Origin of the sequence: Acinetobacter sp. YH12027 (assembly GCF_013420085.1) — a bacterium.
Classification (GTDB): domain Bacteria; phylum Pseudomonadota; class Gammaproteobacteria; order Pseudomonadales; family Moraxellaceae; genus Acinetobacter; species Acinetobacter amyesii.
Genome location: NZ_VOYW01000005.1, coordinates 24,490 through 49,431, shown reverse-complemented (window position 1 = coordinate 49,431; position 24,942 = coordinate 24,490). Strand labels below are relative to the sequence as shown.

At 39.8% G+C, this 24,942-nt stretch carries 18 protein-coding genes, 1 tRNA gene and 1 pseudogene; 3 read left to right on the top strand and 17 right to left on the bottom strand.

Going from position 1 to position 24,942, the window contains the following annotated elements; genetic code table 11:
- Positions 1-26 precede the first annotated feature (26 nt).
- The 5 genes from FTT94_RS01930 to FTT94_RS01910 all read right to left on the bottom strand — a co-directional run bounded on the left by FTT94_RS01930 (position 27) and on the right by FTT94_RS01910 (position 5,863).
- Entirely contained in the window at positions 27-1,055 is a 1,029-nt protein-coding gene (locus FTT94_RS01930; RefSeq protein ID WP_180170138.1) for a DUF1311 domain-containing protein, read from the bottom strand.
- Positions 1,056-1,176: 121 nt separating this feature from the next.
- Entirely contained in the window at positions 1,177-2,652 is a 1,476-nt protein-coding gene (locus FTT94_RS01925) for an OmpA family protein (protein ID WP_180170137.1), read from the bottom strand.
- 223 nt (positions 2,653-2,875) lie between these two features.
- Positions 2,876-4,111, bottom strand: coding sequence for a dihydroorotase (locus tag FTT94_RS01920; protein ID WP_180170136.1), 1,236 nt, complete (start codon positions 4,109-4,111; stop codon positions 2,876-2,878).
- Between the two features lie 9 nt (positions 4,112-4,120).
- Positions 4,121-5,137 carry an aspartate carbamoyltransferase catalytic subunit gene (locus FTT94_RS01915; protein ID WP_180010388.1) on the bottom strand — a complete coding sequence of 339 codons (1,017 nt, stop codon included), beginning with the start codon at positions 5,135-5,137 and terminating at the stop codon, positions 4,121-4,123.
- Between the two features lie 369 nt (positions 5,138-5,506).
- On the bottom strand, positions 5,507-5,863 hold the full coding sequence (locus FTT94_RS01910; RefSeq protein ID WP_180010389.1) for a hypothetical protein: 357 nt from the start codon (positions 5,861-5,863) through the stop codon (positions 5,507-5,509).
- A gap of 221 nt (positions 5,864-6,084) precedes the next feature.
- Between FTT94_RS01910 and rlmKL the strand changes: the two genes are divergently transcribed.
- The gene (gene rlmKL / locus FTT94_RS01905; RefSeq protein ID WP_180170135.1) at positions 6,085-8,289 is read left to right on the top strand and encodes a bifunctional 23S rRNA (guanine(2069)-N(7))-methyltransferase RlmK/23S rRNA (guanine(2445)-N(2))-methyltransferase RlmL; all 2,205 of its coding nucleotides are present in this window, start codon (positions 6,085-6,087) and stop codon (positions 8,287-8,289) included.
- Between the two features lie 41 nt (positions 8,290-8,330).
- Here rlmKL and FTT94_RS01900 read toward each other — a convergent pair whose 3' ends face one another.
- The 8 genes and pseudogenes from FTT94_RS01900 to crp form a co-directional block, all read right to left on the bottom strand.
- Positions 8,331-8,753, bottom strand: a complete 423-nt coding sequence (locus FTT94_RS01900; RefSeq protein WP_078188623.1) for a hypothetical protein — start codon at positions 8,751-8,753, stop codon at positions 8,331-8,333.
- Between the two features lie 233 nt (positions 8,754-8,986).
- Positions 8,987-10,288, bottom strand: a complete 1,302-nt coding sequence (locus FTT94_RS01895; RefSeq protein WP_180170134.1) for a DUF945 family protein — start codon at positions 10,286-10,288, stop codon at positions 8,987-8,989.
- Positions 10,289-10,416: 128 nt separating this feature from the next.
- The gene (locus tag FTT94_RS01890) at positions 10,417-11,583 is read right to left on the bottom strand and encodes a GNAT family N-acetyltransferase (RefSeq protein WP_180170133.1); all 1,167 of its coding nucleotides are present in this window, start codon (positions 11,581-11,583) and stop codon (positions 10,417-10,419) included.
- 1 nt (position 11,584) lies between these two features.
- A complete protein-coding gene (locus FTT94_RS01885; protein ID WP_180170132.1) occupies positions 11,585-13,135 on the bottom strand; it encodes a GH3 auxin-responsive promoter family protein in 1,551 nt (516 codons plus the stop codon).
- Positions 13,135-13,969, bottom strand: a pseudogene (locus tag FTT94_RS01880) (hypothetical protein). Before FTT94_RS01880 ends, FTT94_RS01885 begins: the two are co-directional and overlap by 1 nt.
- 225 nt (positions 13,970-14,194) lie before the next feature.
- Positions 14,195-16,774 carry an ATP-dependent chaperone ClpB gene (gene clpB, locus FTT94_RS01875; RefSeq protein WP_180021988.1) on the bottom strand — a complete coding sequence of 860 codons (2,580 nt, stop codon included), beginning with the start codon at positions 16,772-16,774 and terminating at the stop codon, positions 14,195-14,197.
- Between the two features lie 347 nt (positions 16,775-17,121).
- Positions 17,122-18,171, bottom strand: a complete 1,050-nt coding sequence (locus tag FTT94_RS01870; RefSeq protein ID WP_180115110.1) for an NADP(H)-dependent aldo-keto reductase — start codon at positions 18,169-18,171, stop codon at positions 17,122-17,124.
- Between the two features lie 202 nt (positions 18,172-18,373).
- The gene (gene crp, locus FTT94_RS01865; RefSeq protein ID WP_180004890.1) at positions 18,374-19,084 is read right to left on the bottom strand and encodes a cAMP-activated global transcriptional regulator CRP; all 711 of its coding nucleotides are present in this window, start codon (positions 19,082-19,084) and stop codon (positions 18,374-18,376) included.
- A 148-nt stretch (positions 19,085-19,232) separates the two neighbouring features.
- Here crp and FTT94_RS01860 point away from each other — a divergent pair, with 148 nt between their 5' ends.
- Positions 19,233-19,661 (top strand): OsmC family protein, encoded by a 429-nt coding sequence (locus FTT94_RS01860; RefSeq protein ID WP_078191820.1) that lies wholly within the window; start codon positions 19,233-19,235, stop codon positions 19,659-19,661.
- 401 nt (positions 19,662-20,062) lie between these two features.
- Positions 20,063-20,809, top strand: a complete 747-nt coding sequence (locus tag FTT94_RS01855) for an IS5 family transposase (protein ID WP_180170131.1) — start codon at positions 20,063-20,065, stop codon at positions 20,807-20,809.
- 86 nt (positions 20,810-20,895) lie between these two features.
- On the opposite strand, the gene FTT94_RS01850 is transcribed toward FTT94_RS01855, so the two are convergent.
- The 4 genes from FTT94_RS01850 to FTT94_RS01835 form a co-directional block, all read right to left on the bottom strand.
- Positions 20,896-20,972: transfer RNA gene (locus tag FTT94_RS01850), tRNA-Val, on the bottom strand.
- Positions 20,973-21,004: 32 nt separating this feature from the next.
- Positions 21,005-23,017, bottom strand: a complete 2,013-nt coding sequence (locus FTT94_RS01845) for a DUF3488 and transglutaminase-like domain-containing protein (protein WP_180170130.1) — start codon at positions 23,015-23,017, stop codon at positions 21,005-21,007.
- A gap of 3 nt (positions 23,018-23,020) precedes the next feature.
- Positions 23,021-23,926, bottom strand: coding sequence for a DUF58 domain-containing protein (locus FTT94_RS01840; RefSeq protein ID WP_180170129.1), 906 nt, complete (start codon positions 23,924-23,926; stop codon positions 23,021-23,023).
- 12 nt (positions 23,927-23,938) lie between these two features.
- Positions 23,939-24,895, bottom strand: coding sequence for a MoxR family ATPase (locus FTT94_RS01835; RefSeq protein ID WP_180170128.1), 957 nt, complete (start codon positions 24,893-24,895; stop codon positions 23,939-23,941).
- Positions 24,896-24,942: the final 47 nt, after the last annotated feature.

Here is a 24,942-nt window from a genome sequence, read left to right as displayed (position 1 = left end):
TCATTGAGGGCTTTTCTTCTTTTAGATCAATTAAACACGTTATTTAAATACACAATTCGTTCTGTAGTTTTCTGATTAAAACATTTGGTATATTGCAACTCTTGATTTTGCGTATTCATCGCATCATCCCAGTATTGCGAATGCTTTTGATAAGTCTCTTTTTCACTTTCATTTAATGAATAAACACTTTTTTGTGCAAGCACTTTACAGTCGATATCACGCTTTTCAAACCAGTCTGCTTGATCTTGCTGTAACTGCGCCTTTTGTTCATCACTAAAACGATCCCAAGTCTGATTGAGACGGTCCACCACTTTGCCATTATCCTGATCTAGCTCTTTCTTACGAATATCCATCGCCTTTTGTGCAAGGCTCATTTGTTGAGATTGACTCTCCATCCCTTGCTGATAGGATTCTTCGTTTCGCTTATTTTGAGCACTATATGCCGCATATAGCACCGCATGACGTGTCACTGTTACAACGCTATCAATTACGTCATTTTGACTTGGGACACTTAAACTTAAACCATCTTTGTCCGTTTTAGTGATGCTATAGCTAAAGTTCCCTTTAAGCTGATCATTGTCCATGCTTAAGCCTGACTCACCATCTTCGAGTGAATCATTCAAAGTATAATTACCACGTTCTTCACAGCCTTCGTCACATGGTCGTTCAGCATAGGCGTTTTCAGCACGCTTTTGTAATCCTTTCGGGAAAACCACCAACAATTGACTGCTACATTCCAATGTTTTGGCTTTATTAGGGTCTTCAGTTAAAGTCGTGACATTTTGAATGTTAAATTTTAGATTTTTTACAATCAGATCCATAAGTTGCTGATCGGCTTCATAATCGGACTGACGTATTTCTTTGTTTAATTCTTTGAGATATTCGTTTTTTAAATGATCTTGCAATTGGTCAATATTGGCTTGTGCAGTACAACTCCAATCTTCCAAAGCAGGCGCTTCCGTTTTGGCTTCAGCATCTTTTTTATTTTTAAAATTATCACAGCCGGATATCAATGCCGCAGACAACATGAGGCTCGTGATGACTATTTTTTTCATTGTATAAGTACCATTATGATTTTATTCTTCGGGCGTATTTTACTCAAAATTACAGCGCTTTGACGAGAAAAATCCCCGCATGTGCAGGGATTTTTTATATATCATCTCATTTAGTACGGTTTTAATTGGCCTTTTCAGTCACGCCTTCATTGGTAACATCTCGTACTTTGCCATTCTCGGTATTTAAAACTTCAAACTCAATACGTCGGTTTTTGAATTGACCTTCTTTGGTGATGTTTTCTGCTACCGGTTTTTCTTGACCATAACCCACCGCTTGAAGCTGTGCAGGATCAACGCCTTTCGACACCAAATAATCCACCACAGCTTGTGCACGCTCTTGCGATAAAGCTTTATTCGCTTCCGCATTACCCACAGCGTCGGTATGACCTTGTACAGTCAGATGTACCTGTGTTGCGCGCTGCATTAACGCTGCCGCTTGATCCAAAATCGATTTATTCACATCAGGAATATCAGATGAACCTGTCGCAAAATTAATAATTTGTAAATTCAGCGCAGTCGCAACATCTAGGGCACGAACTTGTTCAGGGTTAATGCTCGCTAGTGCTTTTTGTGCATCAGTAATACTGTTATCTACTGCTGTTTGTTCGCTCACACCTTCTTGAACCAATACCGTCATATTTTTTGCTAAAGGTTTAATTTGATTGGCAAGGTTTTGAGCATCAGCAGGATTTTGCGACAAAATCGATAACTGATTTTCAGTCCAGGTTAAAGTGGTATTTGGCACACCTTTGAGTTTTTGCAGAACCGTTGGAATGGTATCTTGATCAATAAATTGCGTATGGTAACTGGCATCAGATGAAGCACCACAGCCCGTATTAAAGTTAAAGATCTGTTTGACTTGTTGCTGCAAAATTTCAAGATAATTTGAATCACCTGTTTGAATTTGACAGTTGGTTAACTGCCCATCCGCACCAGTGCTAAATTGCAAATGTGCTGGCTGAGATGCCGCAGGCTGTGCAACCGTTGTTGCAGAGGTGGTTGGTTCTTGTTTATTGGTACAAGACTTAAACCAAAATGCGATCAGACCCAATAATATAAGCAACGCAATAATCGGCAATAACCAATTCGAGCGTTTTTCTTCAACGATAACAGGTGTTGGTTCAACGGCAGGCGCTTGGTGTAATGTACGACCGGCTGCTGTATTGATCCCCAAACCTGCGAGTAAAGGTACAGCCCATTGTGGGAGTGCTGCCAAAATGCTATCTGCATGATTATCGAGTAAATGCGTGATTGCGACGGGATCAGATGAACCCGCTTCATTTTCAAGTGCCCCTAAAGTTGGAGCTATAGAGTGGTTTAAGGTTTGCTCTATTTCTGACGTTGGGGCCGTACCGCCACCGAGATGTTGCAAAAATTGATCTTTTAATGTGGGATTTGCCGAAAATATATCACTAATACGTGGGTTTAACTGTTTTTGAAAGGCATCAATAAATTCAGGTTTGGATCGAAAAATATTTAACAGGAATGGAATAAACTGGCTAATGGCTGAATTTTTTTCAGTTAAGTGTTGTGTATCACCGTCCAGCACAATCGAGGAGACGTGCTGCTTAATCAGCGCTAATAAATCTATACTCATATTTGTACTCCATGCAGTTGTCATTATTTTCATGTGTACTTCAGTTTATATGCTTATTTTTTGATCAAATGTAATAATTTGTTCGGACTTGTCAACGCTTTAATTTCTTCTTTTATTTTCAATCTTTTAATTTCAATCTTCACTAAAAAAGCCAGCCGAAGCTGACTTTTTAATGTCTAATCAAAATTCTGAGAATCAACAAATTTCCATGTTGAGCGTGCGCTTAAACGGCATAAAAAGCGTGAACTACTTTACCTTTTACCGTTTGCTGAATTAATGGTGTGTTCTTACCATTTGACACAATCGCGTCTTTATTAATGGTCCACTCAAGCTCTGGATCAACAAGCACCCAACCCGCTTCATCTGCCCAACGTTGTTGCATATTGGCTACTTTAGCAGGTGCGAGTGTGACTTTCTCAACCCATTCCAGTGGGCTTAATAGGCCTTCTTGAATCAGTTGAATACCAAAAGGCACATAAGTATCAAATGCGGTAAAACCGGGCTGTGTTTCAGCAAATGGCGCCATTTTCGCAGAGCTGCTCAGCGGCTCATGATGCGTACAAATTGCATCAATCACACCGTCTTTCACTGCTTGGCGGAGCAAGTCTTTATCTTGCTCAGAACGCAGCGGCGGACGAACATGTGCAAGTGAGTTAAAGCCATCAATCAACTGATCAGTTAAATGTAATTGGTGCATGGCTACATCGCAAGTCACAGGCAAGCCTTTCGCTTTAGCATGTTTAATTAATTCGACAGATGCGCCTGATGACAACAGACCAAAGTGCGCACGCACTTTAGTAGCTTCAATCATCAATAAATATTTTGCAATGGCTACGGTTTCCGCTAATGCAGGGATCATCGGTAAACCTTGACGAGATGCGACAAAGCCTTCATGCACACAACCATCTTTGGCAATTTGCGGTTCTTCGGCATAGAACACAACGGTCATGTTCAGACCCGCTGCATATTCCAAAGTACGAATCACCACATCATCGTCCATAAATGGCGCATTGGCATTCGATACTGCTGTACAGCCGCCTTTTTTCAAACCCGCCATATTCGCAGGCTGCTTGCCTAACAAGCCTTGAGTTTGCGCGCCAATCACCTGCAGATAAATGCCACCATCAATCATGGCTTTTTCCACCAGGCCATGAATCAATGCGCCATTGTCCTGCACAATCGGTTTTGAGTCAGGCGGGGTAAACACATGCAAAATACCATTCGCACGTGCAGCCTTACCTTCTGACTTTAAAGTGCCATGCTGCTGCTGACCCGGCTCACGCAAACGCGCGCAAAGGTCAACCATACTTGGCATCAGCCATTTGCCTTGACCATCAATGGTTTCAGCGGCATTGCTTTCGGCAACCAATCGGCCATTTTCAATATAAACCGTCTGTACGCTGTCAGTTTGATTGATTGGATCTAAGACACGTACATTTTCAACTTTAACAATACTCATGACTATCCCTTAAACCGCAATCGCTTCAATTAAACCTTTTTCTTGCAGCTGACCTTGCATCGCCAAAGCCAGTACCGCCATACGCACCGCAATACCGTTGGTCACCTGATGTAAAATCACGGACTGAGCACCATCGGCAATACTCGAGTCAATTTCAACACCGCGGTTCATTGGTCCCGGATGCATCACGATGCAGTCAGGTTTTGCCAAAGCCAAGCGTTCTTTATTCAAACCGTACATTTTGTAGAATTCAGCTTGAGATGACAGCGCAGGAGAATCAATACGTTCATTTTGAATACGTAAAGTAATAATCACGTCGCAGTCTTGAATGCCGTCTTCCATATTGTTGAACAAACGAATGCCTTCGCCATAATCATCAAAACCGTAAGGCAGCAAAGTATTTGGCGCAATGACACGAATATCTTTACAGCCCAATGTTTGCAATGCAGCGACATCTGAACGGGCAACACGCGAATGCTTAATATCGCCAATAATGGCAATGGAAATGTCTTCAAAATTCTTTTTGGTTTCACGGCGAATCGTCAACATATCCAACATGGCTTGCGTTGGATGCGCATGACGGCCATCGCCTGCATTGATGATTGCCACATGCGGACAAACATCTTTGGCAATAAAATGCGGCGCGCCTGACGATGAATGACGAACCACAAAAATGTCGGTCGCCATCGCCTCTAAATTCCACAAGGTATCACGCAGTGTCTCGCCTTTTGATGTACTTGAACGTGCAATATCAATGTTCAATACGTTTGCAGACAGGCGTTTTGCTGCCGCTTCAAAAGTGGTACGGGTACGTGTTGAATTTTCAAAAAACAGGTTCATCACCGTACGACCTTCTAAAAGGTTGTTGGTAATCAGCTGATTTTGGTCATTAAAAAAGGACTGTGCAGTGTCCAATATTTTTGTGAGAGTTTCTTTAGAAAGGCCTTCGATGGTGAGGAAATGTTTTAAGTTACCATCTTGGTTGAGTTGAATCTGGCTCGGTGTATGCAATGCCGCCAAGTGCATGAGAGATTCCTTATCGTTAAGTTAACGCATTATACAGAGAATCTTGGCAAATGGCAGTTGAAGTTTTCAACGTTCAATGCAAACGCATGATGTTATTCAAAATGAATTTTCAAATTCCTATCTATCATTTCAATTAGATAAATTAAACGGTTTAAATTAAACTTCACCTTTCCCCTTTCAAAAAGCCTTCAAACAGGACTTCTATCTGTCCTTATTTTTGATTGAATTGAATACTTTCAAACAGATAAAGTTCAGCTATGAACAACCGCCTTCTGCACAGTTCAACAGCTCTTGAAACATGGAAAGATGGTTGATACTTCAGGCGGTGTGCAGCAGGAAATTTATGCTGCTGCTCACAGCGGGATTGAATTAACGCAATGCGCCAATATAACGATGTGCAACCTGTGCTTTATAGATATCTTCCGCAGTCGGTTCGCTCATTAAAATTTCTGCTGTTTCAGATTGAACTGAGCTAACTATTGGTTCTTCTTGTGCTGAAACTGCAGCTTCATGCAAATTCAACTCGCTGTAAAGCCGCGCAACCAAACGAGATAATTCAGGATCGGCCGTTTCCAAAGCCAAGTTAGAAACAAAGCGTGCGTATTCGACATTCTCAACCACATATAATGCGTCAATAACCCGACCTGACACACGACGTAAGCGCGCATAGATTAAAGTTGCAATTGAAAATGCGTTTGATTGACTATTGATTGCCAGCCCTGTCATAAATACCCCTAATGATATCAATATTATAAAGATCGAAATTTGATCAGGGTTATAGCAATTTTTGTACCATTAAGTGATATTTCTCACAATGTACACAGAATAAATTTGATAAAGTCATTCAAATCTACCGATATTTCTCCCGTTTCAGCGCAATATCGTCCGCCCAAATCCACGAAAATACGTTAAAATATGCGATTGCTTTTTTGCCTTTGGAAATTTACATGAATTCGAAACCGCGTCTTTCTACATATTGGGTTACCTGTGCAGATGGACTGGAAACCTTACTCCGCGAGGAAATTGAAGGTTTAGGTGTTCAAAATATTGAACAATTCCCGGGTCGTCTTGTATTCAAAGGCACACTTGAAGATGCATACCGTATTTGCATGTGGTCACGTTTGGCTTCTCGTGTACTCACCCCGATTCATACACATGAATTAGAGTTCACGCATGATGCACGTGATGTAGCGGAAGAGCTCTATGAAGGTGCAATAAACTTTGATTGGTCACTTATTTTTACACCACAAAGTACATTTGCCGTGCGTTTACACATCGAACGTGACATTAAAGTCAATTCTCAGTTCGCAACTTTACGTGTTAAAGATGGTGTGGTCGATTCCTTTATGGAAGCTGTGGGCAAACGTCCTAGCATTGACATTAAGCAACCTGAAATTACGTTGTATGTATTAGCTGGCAAAACTGAACATACTTATTGCTTAGATTTATCAGGTGACTCTCTGCATAAACGCGGCTACCGTCGCTACATGACAGATGCACCGATTAAAGAAAACTTAGCGGCTGCTATCTTACAGAAAGCAAAACTTAAACAACATCAACCCGATATTATCTTGGACCCAATGTGTGGTTCAGGGACCTTTATCATTGAATCTTTAATGATTTTGACTGACCGCGCACCAGGCCTTGTTCGTCGTTTTGGTTTTAATGGTTGGAATGGTCATGACCATGAACTTTGGATGTCAATTAAAGGCGAAGCGGCTGAGCGTCATAAAGCTGCACTTGAAAACCCTCTCCCACAATTCTATGCATTTGATGCAGACTGGGAAGCGGTAAAAGCGACCAAACAAAATATTATTGCTGCAGGTTTCGAATCTGTACTTGATCAAATTAAAATTGAAGAACGTACACTTGCAGACTGGCCAGAATTCCAAGCAACAGGTAAGAAAAGCTTTGTTGTCACTAATCCTCCATACGGCGAGCGTTTAGGTGATAAAGCCTCTAACCGCGCACTGTATTTAGGTTTATCGGCACTATTACAAAAGAACTTCCCAAATCAGCCTGCTGCTATTATTGCAGCACAAGTTGAACAGGCCGATGTCCTTGCCTTTAATGATCCGCAAATTTTGCGTTTGATGAATGGTAAGCTCCCAATTTACGTCCGTTTTGGTACAGTCAAACCTGCAGCAGTTCAAAAGCCTTTCCTCGAGCATTGGGAACCTCAACAATTTGAAAAAATTGAAGGTGCAGAAGACTTTACTAACCGTCTGCAAAAAAACATGCAGAATCTTAAAAAATGGGCAGTTAAAGAAAATATTTTCTGTCTACGTTTATATGATGCCGATTTGCCAGACTTTAATGTCGCGGTAGATTTGTATGGTGATCGTTTACACGTACAAGAATACGCACCACCGAAAAAAATTGACCCGGAAAAAGCCAAAAAACGCTTTAACTTAGCACTGCAAGCGATTCGTGCAGTGACAGGCTTAGGTCGTGATGCGATTTTCATTAAAACACGTGCCCGCCAAGAAGGTAAAAATCAGTACACCAAACAAAGTACCGCGTCTAAACGTTTTATCGTTCAAGAAGGCAAAGCAAAGATTTTGGTGAACCTAACAGACTACCTCGATACAGGTTTGTTCCTTGACCATCGTCAAATGCGTCTACGTATTGCCAAAGAAGCCAAAGGTAAACACTTCCTGAACTTATATAGCTATACCTCTACAGCGAGCTTACATGCAGCGCTTGGCGGTGCAGCAAGTACGACCAGTGTCGATTTGTCAAATACCTACCTAAACTGGTCTAAAGAGAACTTTGTACTGAATGGTTTGACAGTAGATCATGCAGATGAACAACATCAGTTCTTCTCTAGCGACTGTTTTGAATGGTTGAAAGAAGGTCACGAGCAATATGACCTGATCTTTATTGACCCACCAACATTCTCTAACTCTAAAAAGTTCTATGGTACGTTTGATGTCCAACGCGACCATATGTCTTTGCTTAAACGTGCCATGAACCGTTTAACCACTGACGGAACGCTTTACTTCTCAAACAACTACCGTGGTTTTGAGATGGACGATGTGATCATGGCAATGTTTGACGTTGAAGAAATCAGCAATGAAACCATTGGCCTAGACTTTAAACGTAATACCAAAATTCACCGTGCATGGAAAATCACCCATCCACAAATCTAAAGTTTAACTTTAGAAATTCCTGATCTATGAAATGAAGCACGTCAGTGCTTCATTTCAACCACGACGCCATCTGGATACGTTACTCGAATATTTTCGTGTCGCTCTTGCAGCACGATACGGTTAATCGGTGCCACTTCTGGAGATTGTATTAACCCGACCTGATCCGCTGCCCTTTTCTTTTGAAGCAAATAATCACTCATGGTTGAGCCTTCAAGCTGGGTCTCCTGAATGATCTTATTATTACGATTAGATTTATGATTTGAATTTTTCTGCTGCTCTTCTTTGGGTTTAGCTGCTTCACTCTCAATAATATCTAAGGTTTCTTCACTAAATTGTTTTTTACCTTGCGTTTCATTCGACAAACGCTGATCTGAAATTGAAGTACCCGCAAAAGCGGTAGACTGAACAGCGATCAGAAAAATGCTACTAATAAGACTGTGTTTTACCCAAGAACATTTAGGCATGGATGAATGAACAAGTTTCCGTCTAAAAAAATAATCGTGTGAAATGGTGTCTTTCCTATTGTTGTTTTCATTGGCTAGTTGCCCATTGACGCTAGCAACTTTTCAACTGTTCAACAATGGCTAGGCCGCTGTGTTCCGATAAAGTGAACATCATGATTCCGCAGCTAAAAATGTAAAACCGTCAATCAATGACGGTTTTATATTTTCAAACTAAACGACTAACGACTTGTTGCTTATTTCTTTTGTATGGCTTGACCAAAAAGCTTTTGACCGAACTTATATTGCATACTCATGACCATGTTATCGCCATCGCGCTTGCCTTGCCCTGATGTTTCAAAACCAGCAAACATGGCTTCAGCTTCCTGTCCTGACAAACTTTTGCCCTGTAATTGCAAAAAGTTATTCATGATTGCAGTCATCATATTTTTATCAAAACTTAAGTCTGCTTGAAAATCCAGTAAGCTTGGCACCATTTTGATAAAAGACTCCATTGAAGCATGGTGACCCGGCATGACTTTCCCCACGACATTTGCAGAGGCTGTACCTCCACCAATACTGATCGAGTTATCTTTAGACTCAAAATCAAAACCTTGGCTTGCGATTGCTAAGAAAGCTTGAGTCATTTCTTCACTTGATTCACCCACTGCATCGCATGAATTTTCCACCTGATGCAAAAGTTCACTAAATGCACGGACTTTATCCAGATTGACTTTATGCAATGCCAAATTTAGTGCGAAATCTTTGGTGACCGGTGAACCTGGGAAATCCATCTCATCAGCTTTTAAATAGCCTTCAAAGTCCACATCATGTTCATTTAGCTCGGTCTCCCAACGCAGTTGCATACCACGCATGCCGCCTGAGAACTTTTGATCTAAACGTTTGATAGAACCCGCTTGGATTTCAAGAAAACCATTTTCAAGATTTTCCTGATTTAAACCTTGATTGGTCTTCATCGAAAAATTTTGCACCATGGTTTGCATTGGACCTTCACTCAACCTAACCACAGGTAAATGGATTGAAAGTTCGGATACCTTAGTGGCTTGCCCTGGTAAACTATTGATTCGAATTTGCAATTGGCTGGCATCAGCTTGTACCGTTGCACCTTGTGCAGTCGTTTTAAATGCAGGAATCTGTAAATCTGTTTTACTTTGACCAATCCAATTAACCAAGGTTTTTGCAGTTAAATCCGAACCAAAAAGCTTGGCATATTCAGACGTACTTTGTTGTTGAACAATCTTAAAATTCGAGTTGATGTTATAGCCTTTCAACCCACGTTGAATCTGATCGGTACCCTTCAACACGATCACTTCTTTCGGTTTACACGGGTCTGTTTTCAGGGTTAATACCCAATCGACTGTTCCACCCATCAAGCCCATTTGATAATTGCTGTACTTTACATCAACATCTTGTACAGCTGCGGACCAATTATTCTGTGTATAAAATTGGGCAAGAGATTTATCTGCATATAAATTCCCTCCCACCACTGCTGCTGAAAGCACCGCTAAACTGCCAATTCCCCACATCAACTTCGACATGTCTTTCTCATTCTGATTATTCTTTGCGCAGTATACTGAAGAACTCAGTTACATAAGTACACAATTAGAATGATTTTAAATGATTGATTTGGCAGTTTTAATTGATTTTTTGATCGTTATCACTTCCTCTATATACGCCCAACTTCAAAATAACTAATACGTTTACGATCAAAAGCAGCGTATGGATTGGCTTTAAAACTATGAAAATAGTGCTTGGCTTTTAACACATGTGAGGTCGTATTTTTCATCCACTCAATACGCGGGTCCTTCTCTGCCAAAGTAATACAATAGGTTTCTTTACCACGTTGCTTTGTCTGCTGTTTTGCATGAAAAATCAAACTTGCAAATACGTCCAGATGTTCAGGATGACATAGCGGACTATGCAACATTAAATAATCAAAGGTTCCATGAATTTTTGGCAGTGATAAAACACCACGCACACTGGCATAGGCATTATAAAAAGGTTTCATCAACTTTAATGACCTTGAATAATCGATCACTCGAGTTTGTTTAAAACTTTTTTGATTCCATAAGCCATAAAGTCCAACCAACTGATTGTGCTGATCGTAAATCAAATAGAAGTCATCTAGATTTAAGCATGCCCAAAATGGATTTTGACCATCTACCAAAGCATTAAAATCATAGCTAGGTAAAAAATTATAATGGTCTTTCATTTTTAAAATGAAATCATTCGCTTCATCTACACGTTCAGCAGTCAGGGTTTTAAATTGATATTGATTGAAAGTTTTTGGTTTCACTGCCTGTGAAACGGTAAAGGTTCGAATTTCATCATAAAAATATGGCAGCGGAAATCCAGATCTTTCATGATGTAAAATACTGGCAGCGACAATATTGTCGTTTAAAACCACACTTTCAAAAATCGTGTCTTGTGGTATTTCATCATGGAGATAGTCCATCAATAAGCGCATGACTTTAGCACCACGATACGCTGGATTCATTCTTAAATCGGCGACATAACGCATCAGGTCAGGCTGACCATTGATATAACAATAACGCCATCCCAAATTCATCATCGCAATCACGATAGATGGATCTTCCACAGGGACAACCACTTTTAAATCTGGACGATTATACTGTGCGTGGCTGGCATCAAAATAACTGGGGTGACGCGCATAAGATAATGTGATGCCATTGCTTGGCATAGTCTCTGCACTAATTTTCATTAGTTGCTCATCATCTTCGACAGTCGCATTTCGAACCGCAAACTTAGTCTCATTCTTTGAATGATATAACGCCGTTTCGTCGAACGGTGCATCTAACACATCGATATCCATCTCAATACTCAATTATTTTTGTTTTCATTTTCTTAAGCGGCTCAGGCTTAATATTCCCTTCAATCATGCCATTGTTCATGGCTAGTGTTTTGTAGTAGTCCCAAGCATCTTGTACATGTACCACTTCAGGTTCATCCAACTGCCCTAGATCGCGTGCCAATTCATAATGAAAATTATGTTTAAGCAAACGGTCTAGTGCTTGAGCGGATGGTTGTTTATCTACATTGCCTTCACTGAGTAAAATATAGTGTGGTTTTTTAACCGAACATTGTTCAATACCCAAGATACTAATCGGCAAATAATCCGCTTGTTTAAACTCTGCAAGGACTTTAACTGCTGCATTGTGGTCGAGCTTTTCTCCGACCAAATCAACCGTCATTTTTCGACCTAAAAATTTAAAACATGGCACTTGCTGATAAAAGTCGGTGACTTCTAATTCATCATCAATCACATAACGAATTAATCCTGAACCTGTCGTGATCACAGGACTAGCGATATCGCCTATTTTCAGTTGCCAAGATGGCACCACTATTTGGCTGTCCTGCAAAATAAATTCATAAAAATGTGACTGATAACTTAAGGTAAAACGCTCTGCAAATGGAATCGTCACTACGCCTTCAGTTGCCCATAAACCTTTACCTTCAAATGCCACACCTGCAATTCGTTGCTGGAGTTGTACTGCCCACTGCTCTGCGCTCGCTGTATCCCAACTCGAAACCAGACTGAGTTTAGGCCACAGTTTTTTCCACGCCGATGCTTGGGTCAAATCCAAGTCTTGTAAGCGATAGCATTGTTGACAAGATTTAGGAACTTGCAGAAAACTCAAACCATCACGTTGCCATTGTCCAGTTTTTAAGACCTGTACAATTTCAGCTTGATGTTCTTGAATAATATCCAGCAATTGCAATGCAAATGTAGGACTCCATACCGAAATCATGCCTAAATGCTTATCTGCAACGAGATACACCGCGGTTGCAAACATGGCATCTTCGGCTGAATTTGCCATCGCAATTTCAGTCGGTACCGATTGAGTAATTTTACTCAACACTCGCTTCGACAGATTAAGCAGCGCACTGTCATCATTTAAATTACTATTTTCTAAAAGCTTTCGCTGGCTTTCAGGCAACCATGAAACCGACCAATAATGCGTTGAATTTTTAAGTTGTGGGTGTGTCCGATATAAATTAGTCAGCCATAAACCAATAGCCTCATCCAGTTCATCTAAAAAAGCCTGAGTATAGGGAATGAATTTAATTGCTTCACTCGACCCACTGGTCGGTTGAAACCGTACAATTTTTTCAGGCCCCAAACTATTTTTGCCACTTTGTCTGGATTGTTCAATTTGGCTTTTCCAATTGCTATAACGAGAAAGCGGATATTTTTTGGCAAATTGCTCATAGCTTAAATTTTGCGAAATGTGCTGCTTTAAAAAATGACTTAATTTTTTACGTTGCACATTTTCCAGCTGATTTGCCTGCTGTGTATAGCGCTGAAATGCTTTACGGCAGGCAATATTCAAAACTTGATGTGCTGTAGTGAGAAGCAATCCCATTAGGCCACCTTCGAGTCTGAACCTGTCGCAATATGCAATGTACGTGACTTATAACGTAACTTGCTGTCATGTTTACTCACACTGGTGGTCTTGGTTAAGAATCGATTTACATAACGGTATAAATCGCTCCAGCGTAATTCACCAATGCACGGAAGTTCTGTTCCATCGACCCAAGTTGGGTTCTTATCTTCAAAGAAAGCTATCTTGGTATTATTTTCGCGCATTTCATGGGTGATGGGCGCAACATCTGCTTTGAGTGGTTGATAGTCTTCGCCAAAATTCAGCAGACCCGTTTCGTGGTTATAATATTCTGAGAAGTATTCTTTACAGTACGATTCAACAAAGTCTTTGAGATGAGCATTTTTCTCACCATAGTGTGGATAGTAGCTGTAGTAGTTATTGGCTAAGAGCAGATAAGTTTTAAAGCCTTTAGAGATTAAAATCCAATATATAGGTGTTCTTGGATGACGAAATTTAAAACTAATAATATAACGGAACATTGCTCTAGTTAATGCACGATTTCCCCAATACTCTTTCTCAATAATGGTATCTCCACTGAAAAAAGCATGTCGGGCTTTACCATCAACAACAAAGTCACGTTCCATAACCGTCGAAAATCCGACAATTTGATTATTTTTCGGTTCAATAATAAAAAAAACACCGGTTTTTTCTAAGAAGTCGCGTTCAAAAATTTCATAACGGGTATTGGCATAATACTTGATAAATACCATACATGCGTTTGAGTTCTTGAACAGTGATGTCACCAGTATGTTTATATAAACTATAAGGTTCTTTTTTGATCTGCCTAAGCAGTTTAAATTCCATCATAATCATAATTTCCTGTTGCCATTCATTCTTGATGAACGCGCGATATTGTTTTTGTTTTACAGAACACAGCCATCTCGTTGGATGCGTGCGGGCGTCATATTAGTGGGTGAAAATGATGAAATGCAATCAACTTTACGTATTTAAACGAAAATCACGAAAAGCGTAAAATAAAAAAACCCGGCCTAAACCGGGTTTCTGTTTTTACAACTGAACGTGGCTAATTTGTACCTTTTAATTGAGTTTCATCTTGTCAAAACTTAGGTGATCTCCTTCCGCTTGAACAACAATCGTATCGCCCGGTTGGAACGCGCCTGACAAGATTTTCTGTGCCAGTGTATTTTCAACTTGTTGTTGGATGGCACGTTTTAGAGGACGTGCACCATATACAGGGTCAAAACCAGCATCGATAAGTAACTCAAAGGCACTATCTTCAACTGCCAAACTCATGTCTTTGTCAGCCAAACGTGAACGTAAACGATCCAACTGAATATCTGCAATGCCACGAATTTGCGCTTTTTGTAAAGAATGGAAAACCACCAGCTCATCAATACGGTTCACAAATTCAGGACGGAAATGTTCAGATACAGCAGCCATGACCACAGCACGAACTTCGTCTTTCGACGGGTTTTCACCTAATTCACGAACATCGGTTGAACCTAAGTTCGAGGTCATCACGATTACGGTGTTTTTGAAATCAATCACACGACCTTGTGAGTCAGTTAATCGACCATCATCTAACACTTGAAGCAAGATGTTAAAGACGTCTGGATGGGCTTTTTCAACCTCATCAAACAACACCACACTATAAGGTTTACGACGTACAGCCTCAGTTAATACACCGCCTTCTTCATAGCCCACATAGCCCGGAGGAGCACCCACTAAACGGCTCACCGAATGCTTTTCCATAAACTCTGACATGTCGATACGAATAATCGCATCATCACTGTCAAATAAGAAGTTACCTAGAGCTTTGGTTAACTCAGTTTTACCTACACCTGTTGGCCCAAGGAATAAGAATGAACCACTTGGGCGGTTTGGATCGGATAATCCTGCACGAGAACGACGCACCGCATTTGATACTGCTACGACCGCTTCATCTTGACCGACTACACGGTTATGTAAGAACTCTTCCATGTGTAAGAGTTTTTCACGTTCACCTTGTAGCATTTTTGCAACAGGAATACCTGTAGCCGCACTTACCACTTCAGCGATTTCATTTTCAGTGACTTTGGTACGAATCAGTTTCGGTTCTTCATTCACCTCGGCAACTTCTTCTTCATTCAAGCGTTTTTGCAACTCAGGAATGACTCCATATTGCAAACGGCTCGCTTCTGCTAAATCACCTTCACGTTGTGCTTTTTCAAAGGCAGTACGTGCTTTATCTAACTCAATTTGAGCTTGATTCGTTCCGTCAACCAGACGTTTTTCCGCAATCCACACTTCTTCCAAATCGCTATATTCTTTTTGAACTTCAGCAATTTGTTTCTCCAAATGCTCAACTTCAGCCTTCGACACTGAATCCGCATCTTTTTTTACGGCTTCAAGTTGCATTTTTAACTGAATTAAACGGCGGTCTAAACGATCAAGTGGCTCTGGTTTAGAGTCAATTTCCATTTTGATTCGTGATGCTGCTTCATCAATCAAATCAATGGCTTTATCTGGCAACTGACGGTCTGTGATGTAACGGTGCGACATTTTTGCCGCAGCAATAATTGCAGAGTCTAAAATTTGCACACCATGATGGGTTGCATATTTGTCTTTTAGACCACGTAAAATCGCAATGGTGTCTTCCACGCTCGGTTCATCAACAATCACTTTTTGGAAACGGCGTTCTAATGCCGCATCCTTTTCGATATATTGACGGTACTCATCTAAGGTGGTTGCACCTACACAGCGAAGTTCGCCACGTGCCAACGCAGGTTTAAGCATATTCCCTGCATCCATTGCACCATCACCTTTACCTGCGCCAACAAGCGTATGTAATTCGTCAATGAAGAGAATGATCTCGCCATCATATTTGGCCAAATCTTTTAGAACGGCTTTAAGACGTTCTTCAAATTCACCACGGTATTTTGCACCTGCAAGCAATGAACCAAGGTCGAGTGAAAGTACACGTTTACCTTTCAGACTTTCAGGAACTTCGCCATTGACGATACGCTGTGCTAAGCCCTCAACGATTGCAGTTTTACCCACACCCGGCTCACCAATCAGTACGGGGTTGTTTTTACTACGGCGTGATAAAACCTGAATGGTACGGCGAATCTCTTCGTCACGACCAATGACCGGATCTAGCTTACCTTCTAATGCACGTGCATTGAGGTCTAAGGTATATTTGTTGAGTGAATCACGTTGATCTTCGTGGTTATTACTCATGACTTGTTCACCGCCTCGTATTTGTTCAATTGCACTACGTAATTTATCTGTCGTTACGCCTACACTATTTAATAAGGTTTTGGTTTTACCCGTTTCAGCTAAACCGAGAATCACCCAATCTGTAGAAAGAAACTCATCTCCAGCTTTTTGCGCAAAACTATCGGCTAAATTTAGCGCTTTGACTGCTTCAGGATTTAGGTTGATGTCCCCTGTCGGCGTCGCAATGGTGGCGGTATCCTGTAGGGCTTGCTGAAGTTTGGTTTTTAACTCAGGAAGATTAGCACCTGCCTGTTGTAACAAGCTTTGGTTCGAAGGCTCTTCAAGCAATGTCGAAAGAATATGGATTCCTTCAATGGCTGTATGGTCTTTCCCCATTGCTAAAGATTGGGCATCGGATAATGCTTGCTGCAAACGGTTTGTGAATTTTTCGAATCGCATTCTTGTTATTCCTCACAACAAATTCTGTACTTGAAGCATATATGGGAGTCATATTTAAAATTTCAAATACATTTTTCAAATATTTTTCAATGAGTTAATTTTAAGATAAAGATAAATCTCAATTATAATATTGGTATAAATAGAATACTTTTCAAGTCATTTATTGAAGAATTTAGTACTTTATTATATTGTTTAAATACATATGTATTTTTAGGCAATTTTCTTGTCAACTCAACTGACTTTCTGACAATAAAATTCAATGATTTTCCATTTGCTTAAATAATACAAATGTCAAAAAAGCCCACATTTACATGCAGGCTTTTGCTTAATCCACTAAAAAGTTCAGCTTAAGGTGCAGGATTTGGCTGTTGGCGATGAATAGCTTCAATCCCTTTTAAAATGTCTTCTGATAAATTCACCTCAAAAGCATCAATATTTTCTTTCAACTGATCTAGATTTGTCGCACCAATAATTGTACTGGTGACAAAAAATTGCTGCTTAATAAATGCTAGTGCTAACTGTGTCAACGTTAAACCATGCTGTTCTGCCAATTGTGCATATTGTTCTGTTGCCCATTCACTCTCCGCATTTGAATAGCGGCTAAAGCGTGAAAATAGTGTCACTCGAGCATTGGCAGGACGTGCACCATGACGGAATTTACCTGTTAGATAACCAAATGCTAAAGGTGAATATGCCAATAAGCCCACGCCTTCGTAGTGTGCAATTTCAGATAAACCTATTTCATAAGTACGGTTCAATAAACTATACGGATTTTGCACACTGACAATTTTTTCTAAACCATGCTTTTCTGCAAGTTGTAGGAATTTTAAAGTTCCCCATGGCGTTTCATTAGATAGTCCAATTGAGCGAATTCGACCTTTTTTCACTTCATGACTTAAAGCAACCAATGTTTCTTCTAAATTGGTAATAGTTTGCGTATTGTTCGCTTCGGCATTGCCATAACCCAATTTACCAAAAAAGTTAGTTGGACGTTGCGGCCAATGAAGTTGGTATAAGTCAAGATAATCTGTCTGTAAGCGAAGAAGAGATTGATCTAGAGCAGACTCAATTTCCGAAGCAATAAATTTGGTTTGCCCGTCACGAATATGACTACCGCCTTGTGACGGTCCTGCAATTTTTGAAGCTAAGATTAATTTATCACGTCCACCGCGAGCTGCAATCCAGTTACCTATAATAGTTTCAGTTGAACCTTGGGTTTCAGGTTTCGGTGGGACAGGATACATTTCTGCAGTATCCCAAAAGTTAAGACCACGCTCTAAAGCATAATCCAGTTGCTCGAAAGCTTCTGCTTGGGTGTTTTGTTCACCAAACGTCATAGTGCCTAAACAAATTTCTGGAACTAAAATTCCGCTATGTGCCAATGGTTTAAATTGCATGCCACAAATTCCCTCTTTATTTTAAATATCAATATATAAGTCACGAAGTAGCTTACCTAAGATATCGGCTTTGTTTAAATCATAATTTTCTGTTTATTTGTCAAAAAATGTGAGAAAAGCTTGTTCAGATATAATAGTGAGAAATGAATAGACATAAAAAAAGCAAACCCCTGAGTTTGCTTTTTTTTATTTAGAAGAATGATTATTCTTCGTCGTCAAATTCGTCAGAAGCCAATTGACTTTTATCTTCAAGCGATGCATCAAAAATTAGAATCGCTTTACCATCAGTTTCAATCATGCCTTGCTCTTCAAGTGTTTTTAGAACACGACCAACCATTTCACGGGAACAACCCACGATACGACCAATCTCTTGACGAGTAATACGAATCTGACGACCATTCGGCAAAATCATTGCTTCAGGTTGTGAAGATAAATCAATTAAGCAACGTGCAATTCGACCTGACACGTCAATAAACGCAAGGTCAGTTACTTTACGCGTCGTATTTTTAAGACGGCGTACAAGCTGTGCAAATACCGCATAACTTAAGTCTGGGTATTGTTTACTTAATTCATGAAAGTTTTCATAGGTAATCTCAGCAATTTCACATACATCTCGCGTACGCACTTCTGCAGTACGCTGTGCATTTGCTTCGAATAGACCCATTTCCCCAAAAAAGTCACCCGCATTTAAGTACGCAACCACAATTTCACGCTCATCATCTTCACGTAAAATGATAGATACTGAACCCTTAAGAATTAAATACAAAGATTTAGATTCTGAGCCCGCATCAATGATTGTTGTACGTTTTGGGTAACGATTGATATATGCACGTTTTAATAATGCCTTCACCGACTCAGGTAACTGCCCCGGAGATAGCGCATCTGTGCTAAGTTGTGAAAAGTTTGAAGTCATGCTAACAGTTTCCGAATATGGATAATTTATAGATCGCACAAGACCTAAAGTGAACTTGTCACACGTAAGAGTTGAAATTCCTTATCAACTCAATTTATGTTAGTGTACAGGTACTGCGTAAATTTATAGCTTTTTTTAGGGACTTGCAATGCAAACTAGTGTTCATTGGCTAGAGAATGTTGCTTTTGAAGCAAAAACTCAAAGTGGTCACACTGTTATGATGGATGGATCACAAGAATATGGCGGTGAAAACCGTGGTCCGCGCCCAATGGAACTGATTTTAACAGGACTTGGTGGTTGTGCATCTTTCGATATTGTGACGATTTTAAAGAAAGCACGCCAAGACATTACCGATGTTCGTTGTGAATTAAATGCAGAACGTGCCGACACTATTCCTGCTGTATTCACTAAAATTCATTTGCACTTTGTAGTCACTGGTCATGGCGTGAAGGAAAAGCAAGTTGCAAAAGCGGTTGAACTTTCTGCTGAAAAATACTGTTCTGCTAGTAAAATGCTGATGGATGGTGGTGTAGAAATTACCCATGACTTCGAAATTTTAGAAACTGAAGATGCATAATTTATTTGTTCAATTAAGAGCCGCATAGAATGCGGCTTTTTTGTTTCAAATAATCCGCTATAGCATACATTGTATAAAGCACTGCTATATAGTCATAAACGCAGAAATATGAGCCAAAGAAGTTTGGCTTAATCACTTAAACAATCAATATCCAAATTGATGTATTTGCACATAGATGCATTTACACCCAATTCCATCTCATGATGATTTTACGACTCAATCCATATGAATCTATTCAAGCCAAATACGATTGAAAACGATTGCGAAGAACACCTTACATATAAGTAGATTTGATTTAACTATAGTCTTAATAACACTTTAATTAGGGTGTGTTGACACTTTTAGCTTAAAAAAATCGAAGTAGTAAAATCAAATCGCCAAACCCAATTTTACTATTCGCTATGCCTCGTACCATGCTGACAGATCAACACTGGCAAAAGTTGAAAGTTATTCTGCGTAATTTATCCATTCACCACAACTCAAATTTACGCAATTTTATTGAAGCTATTCTCTATAGAATTAGAACAGGCTGTCCGTGGCGAGATATTCCTTCTTGTTTTGGTCATTCAAACTCTATTTTCAAACGTTTTAATCGTTGGTCAAGCAGCGGTAAGTTACTTAGATTATTCAAATTACTAGCCTCATTCCCCGATATGGAGTGGATTTTTATTGATGGCTCTCATGTACGTGCTCATCAACATTCTGCCGGCATAGCGAATCAATCTATTTCTAAAAGTGTAGGAGGAAACTCCTCAAAAATACATTTGATTGTTGATGCACATGGCAATCCTATTGATTTCATGATTACCGGTGGGACCACACATGATGTTAAAGTTGCACCTGATTTAATATCAACATTAGATTTAAAAGAGACAAAAGTGGTATGCGCAGATAAAGGCTATGATTCAGAATCACTGCGTGAACAGATCAGGAAAACAAGGACTAAAGCGAATATACCAAGGAAAATGAATAGCCAATCGAACAATGACCATATGGACTGGTATTTATATAAAATCAGGCATTTAGTTGAAAATATGTTTTGTAGATTAAAGCAATTTAGAGGAATAGCTACTCGATATGACAAGCTCAAAAGCAATTATCAAAGTTCTGTTGCTTTAGCCTGTATATTTTTATGGCTACCTTTATAGGGTTAATTATGAACAGTAAATGTCAACAGACCCTAATAATTTCAGATAAAAAAAAGCAGAATCATTTTGATTCTGCTTTTTGAATTTGGTAGGTTTAACCAGATTCGAACTGGTGACCTCTACGATGTCAACGTAGCGCTCTAACCAACTGAGCTATAAACCTAGAATGCGTAGAATCATATTCATTTTTATTTTTTATGACAAGCTCTTTTCTGAGTTTTTTAAACTTTGCGTACAAGTTTTAAGCAAAGCCTTAAAATATTGAATATCATGAGAACTTAGCGCGGTACCTACATAAATTTCCTGCTCAAATAACGTAATAACTTGTTCAAATGCCGCCCTTTCCTGTTCAGGTATATTTTCAGCCAAACGTTGTAACCAATGCCTAAAACTTTCTGAAGCCACTTTTTGCTGGCTCAAGGGTAAATTCTTTGCGAAATTGGTAATTTCTCTTTCAAGCGGGCTTAAACTTTTTCTTTTTTTCCGCAAAATCCATATAAAATATAATGCTACAATGCCACCAATACTCAAAATAAGAATTAAAACACCTGCATAAGCAGAATTTGTACCGAGCTTTTTAAACCATTGTTGTTGAGATTGAGCATTATAGCCCACCACTTTGCTTTGCCATTGGTAACTCGCATAATCACTCCATACACGGACTTTTTTCAACATCGAAAATTGTTGATAGGCCCAAGTAGACTGCTGGCTCCCAAAAATTGTCCGATCTTGTTCCATATAATCCTGCATCCCACCATCGATACGCTGAGGTGCGATCATGGCTGTAGGATCAATTCGACGCCAATGTTGATTGACATAAACCTCTGTCCACGCATGTGCATCAAGTTGACGAACTTCCCAACTTTTTCCATCTGGTGCTAATTGACCACCTTGATATCCCACGACAATACGCGATGGAACACCAACATAGCGCATCAACATTGCAAAGCTCGAAGCAAAATGTTCGCAAAAGCCCTGTCTTGATCCGAATAAAAAATCATCTATCCGATTTTGCCCCAATACACCTGGGCTTAAGGTATATGCAAAGCGATTTTGTTTATACCATTGCAAAACTTCTGCAATATAACGCTCAGGATTTTGATGACTTTGCTGCCATAAAGTTTGGGCCAATTGTTGTGATTGAACATCCAAGTTTTCAACATAACGTGTGTTTAATTTTTCAAGTAAAGTCACATTTTTTATTTGTGGCGGCTCTGCACGTCCTAACCATTTCAGTTGAATCGGCTCCGTACGTGCTGATAATCGGTAGGGTGTAATTCGACCATCTTGACCTAAAGCAAAACGTGCTTCATTGGGAACGGATTGCTCCAACGACATAATCCACATCACACTTGGGTCGGCAGCCAAATATTGATAATTCAATGTCCGTTTGGGTTTTAACTCGGCTGGATTCAGCTGTATAACGTTCTGGTTAAAAAAATGACTGGTCCATTTAGCACCATCATATTCATCTAATGCCATCGCCCGCCAATACAGCTCTGTACGTGGTGGCAAGGCTTGGATATCACCGATTATACGAAAAGCCAAACTACTCGACTGTGATAACTCAGCAATATCGCCCGGAGACATGCTGTCACTGATTCCCGTTGTGGCTTTATTTTCAGGAATAGGAATATGCCATAGCGGCGGCAGGCGTGGAAAAAAGAGAAACAGCAAGATAAAGAATGGAACAGCTAAGGCAATAAATTTACCCACATGCCCAATATCTTGTTTAATCGCCTGTATTTCACCGCCTGAGTTTTGGCTAAAACCAACGGTCTGTAAACGATATAATCCAATAAAGCAGCTCAACAACGCCAATAAAATAACCAATGCCATGGCAAAAGACTGGCTAAACAAAAAGCTACTGGCAATCACAAACATCGCAAAGTTAAATAAAATAATTACATCACGACGTGTTTTTGTTTCTAAAGATTTAGCAAATAAAAATGTACTGAGTACTGCAACCCCTGCATCAACACCAATAAAGGTTTTATGGCTTATATAAATGCTAAATAATGCTGTCAATGTCAGCACATAGGTTAAAATTTTAGAAAATGGTTTTTTACTGGCGCGGGTATTGAGTAATAAAATAAGCCAAATAACTAAAAATACTAATGATGTCGCCACAGGGATATAAAGCATTTGTGCAATGAGCACCAATGCTAAAGTGAGTAATATTGAGCGGCGTATGGTATTTTCAATCATCTCTTAAGCCTGCGCCAATAACCGTTTTGCTTCGGAATAATGCAGTTTTCCAGTGCCTGATGCTAACTCAGCATTAGGTAAATACAGTGCATATTGATCGTGATTTTTTTCAGCCTGCTCGACCAAACCCATCATGAGGCTAAGTTTTTCTTCATGACTTTGAGCTGGCATATGGTGATAATGAATCTTCAATTTCTTTAGATCTTCATATTGTTCAAAGACTTTCACATATAAGCCTTGTCCTCGTGCTGCTTGTTTCCAAGACACCGCATGAAGTGAATCCCCCGTCTGAAAACTACGTAATTCGCGAAATTCATCAAGATCAGGTTCAAAATTTTGCTGTTGTTGCTTATTTTCAACGGAATGCAAACTGGCTTGAGGTGCAACCCACGCTGGTTGCTGTACGTACAAATACGTCCAGGCCCGCACTAAACCAAAGGGATAAACACTATAAATTTGTATGGGTGGAATCTGAAAAACACCGCGTTGGCTGGTTGTAAAATTTAACTGGAAACAGTGCTGTTGCTCATTGACTAATATTTTATGTAGCTGATTTTCAGTTTTAATCCACAAATATCTCGCCTGTTCAGCATCTTGCTTAAAGTAAATTTCAACCGAAAGTAATTCCCCAGCTTGCGGGATATCAACAACATTTATTTGAATCTGCAACGCATGAAGCTGCTTAAAAGTAATATAGAAACTAATACTCAATACGGCGCTAATTAAAAAGCAAAAGCCTAAAATCAAATTATTGGCATAATTCACACCTGCAATAAAAGTGATGAAAATTAATACCAAATACAAGTAGCCTTGCTGATAGATAAAGATCAAGACATCTTTTTGAGTCAGCTGCTTGTGCTGATCGATTTTAAATCGACGTTCAATCCATTGCTGCCACATTGAAGCCAAGGTTCAACTCCTTTATTGAATCGAAACTTGTTCTAAAAGCTTAAAGGCTTCAAGATCTGACAACCCAATTCGATGAGATACCACAGCTGTAAAAACGGCTTGTACATCGTCAGGATTCACATAATTTCGCTGCTCAATCAGCGCATAGGCTTGCGCAGCTTTTTTTAAGGATAAAACACCACGCGTAGAAAGACCATGTCTCCCTTTACGTGTTTCAGCAGCAAGATCCAAAATGTAATCCATCAAACGATCACTCAGATGTATCTGCTCGACAAAGCCTTGTAGTTGTAAAATTTCTGATTCATTAAAGATATGTGCTAATGCCGCAATCAGATCATGGCGTGAAGTTTGTTGGAGCAATAATTTCTCTGCCTGACGCGATGGATAACCTAAAGACAAACGCATTAAAAACCGGTCCAACTGGGACTCAGGTAAGGCATAAGTACCACTTTGAAATAAAGGGTTTTGTGTCGCAATCACCCAAAATGGTTGAGGCAAAGCATAGCGCACACCATCAACCGTCACATACCCCTCTTCCATCGCTTCCAATAAAGCACTTTGGGTCTTTGGACTACAACGGTTGATTTCATCTGCCAATAAAATTTGGGTAAAAATCGGCCCAGATTTAAACTCAAAATGATGTTCTTTTTGATTAAACATATTTACCCCAATCACATCGCTGGCCAGCATGTCATTGGTAAATTGAATCCGTTGAAACTTTAATCCCGCCAAATGTGACAAGACGCTAGATAATGTCGTTTTTCCTAAACCAGGTAAGTCTTCAAATAGCACATGCCCGCCTGCCAATAGACAAGCTAAAGCCAATTTGGTTTGCTGATTTTTATCCAAAATAATTTGGTTAATTTGTTCGAGGAATGTATTTATTTTCGGGTAAAAAGGCGCAAGGCTCTGCTCACTTAAAAGCGTTGATGTATTATTTTGTTGGCTTTTCTCTGATCCCCAAAACACCTTTTATTCCCCAATAAAAAAGTTAAATGAATGATTAACATACAGGG

Coding starts and splice junctions, on each gene's coding strand:
- FTT94_RS01890 (WP_180170133.1), bottom strand. CDS start 11,583: ATGGATATCGATGTGTTAGATGCACCGTTCGACGAAACGGCGTTATAT.
- FTT94_RS01845 (WP_180170130.1), bottom strand. CDS start 23,017: ATGATTGAAAATACCATACGCCGCTCAATATTACTCACTTTAGCATTG.
- clpB (WP_180021988.1), bottom strand. CDS start 16,774: ATGCGATTCGAAAAATTCACAAACCGTTTGCAGCAAGCATTATCCGAT.
- FTT94_RS01855 (WP_180170131.1), top strand. CDS start 20,063: ATGCCTCGTACCATGCTGACAGATCAACACTGGCAAAAGTTGAAAGTT.
- FTT94_RS01870 (WP_180115110.1), bottom strand. CDS start 18,171: ATGCAATTTAAACCATTGGCACATAGCGGAATTTTAGTTCCAGAAATT.
- FTT94_RS01860 (WP_078191820.1), top strand. CDS start 19,233: ATGCAAACTAGTGTTCATTGGCTAGAGAATGTTGCTTTTGAAGCAAAA.
- FTT94_RS01900 (WP_078188623.1), bottom strand. CDS start 8,753: ATGCCTAAATGTTCTTGGGTAAAACACAGTCTTATTAGTAGCATTTTT.
- FTT94_RS01885 (WP_180170132.1), bottom strand. CDS start 13,135: ATGGGATTGCTTCTCACTACAGCACATCAAGTTTTGAATATTGCCTGC.
- FTT94_RS01895 (WP_180170134.1), bottom strand. CDS start 10,288: ATGTCGAAGTTGATGTGGGGAATTGGCAGTTTAGCGGTGCTTTCAGCA.
- crp (WP_180004890.1), bottom strand. CDS start 19,084: ATGACTTCAAACTTTTCACAACTTAGCACAGATGCGCTATCTCCGGGG.
- FTT94_RS01915 (WP_180010388.1), bottom strand. CDS start 5,137: ATGCACTTGGCGGCATTGCATACACCGAGCCAGATTCAACTCAACCAA.
- FTT94_RS01930 (WP_180170138.1), bottom strand. CDS start 1,055: ATGAAAAAAATAGTCATCACGAGCCTCATGTTGTCTGCGGCATTGATA.
- FTT94_RS01925 (WP_180170137.1), bottom strand. CDS start 2,652: ATGAGTATAGATTTATTAGCGCTGATTAAGCAGCACGTCTCCTCGATT.
- FTT94_RS01920 (WP_180170136.1), bottom strand. CDS start 4,111: ATGAGTATTGTTAAAGTTGAAAATGTACGTGTCTTAGATCCAATCAAT.
- FTT94_RS01910 (WP_180010389.1), bottom strand. CDS start 5,863: ATGACAGGGCTGGCAATCAATAGTCAATCAAACGCATTTTCAATTGCA.
- rlmKL (WP_180170135.1), top strand. CDS start 6,085: ATGAATTCGAAACCGCGTCTTTCTACATATTGGGTTACCTGTGCAGAT.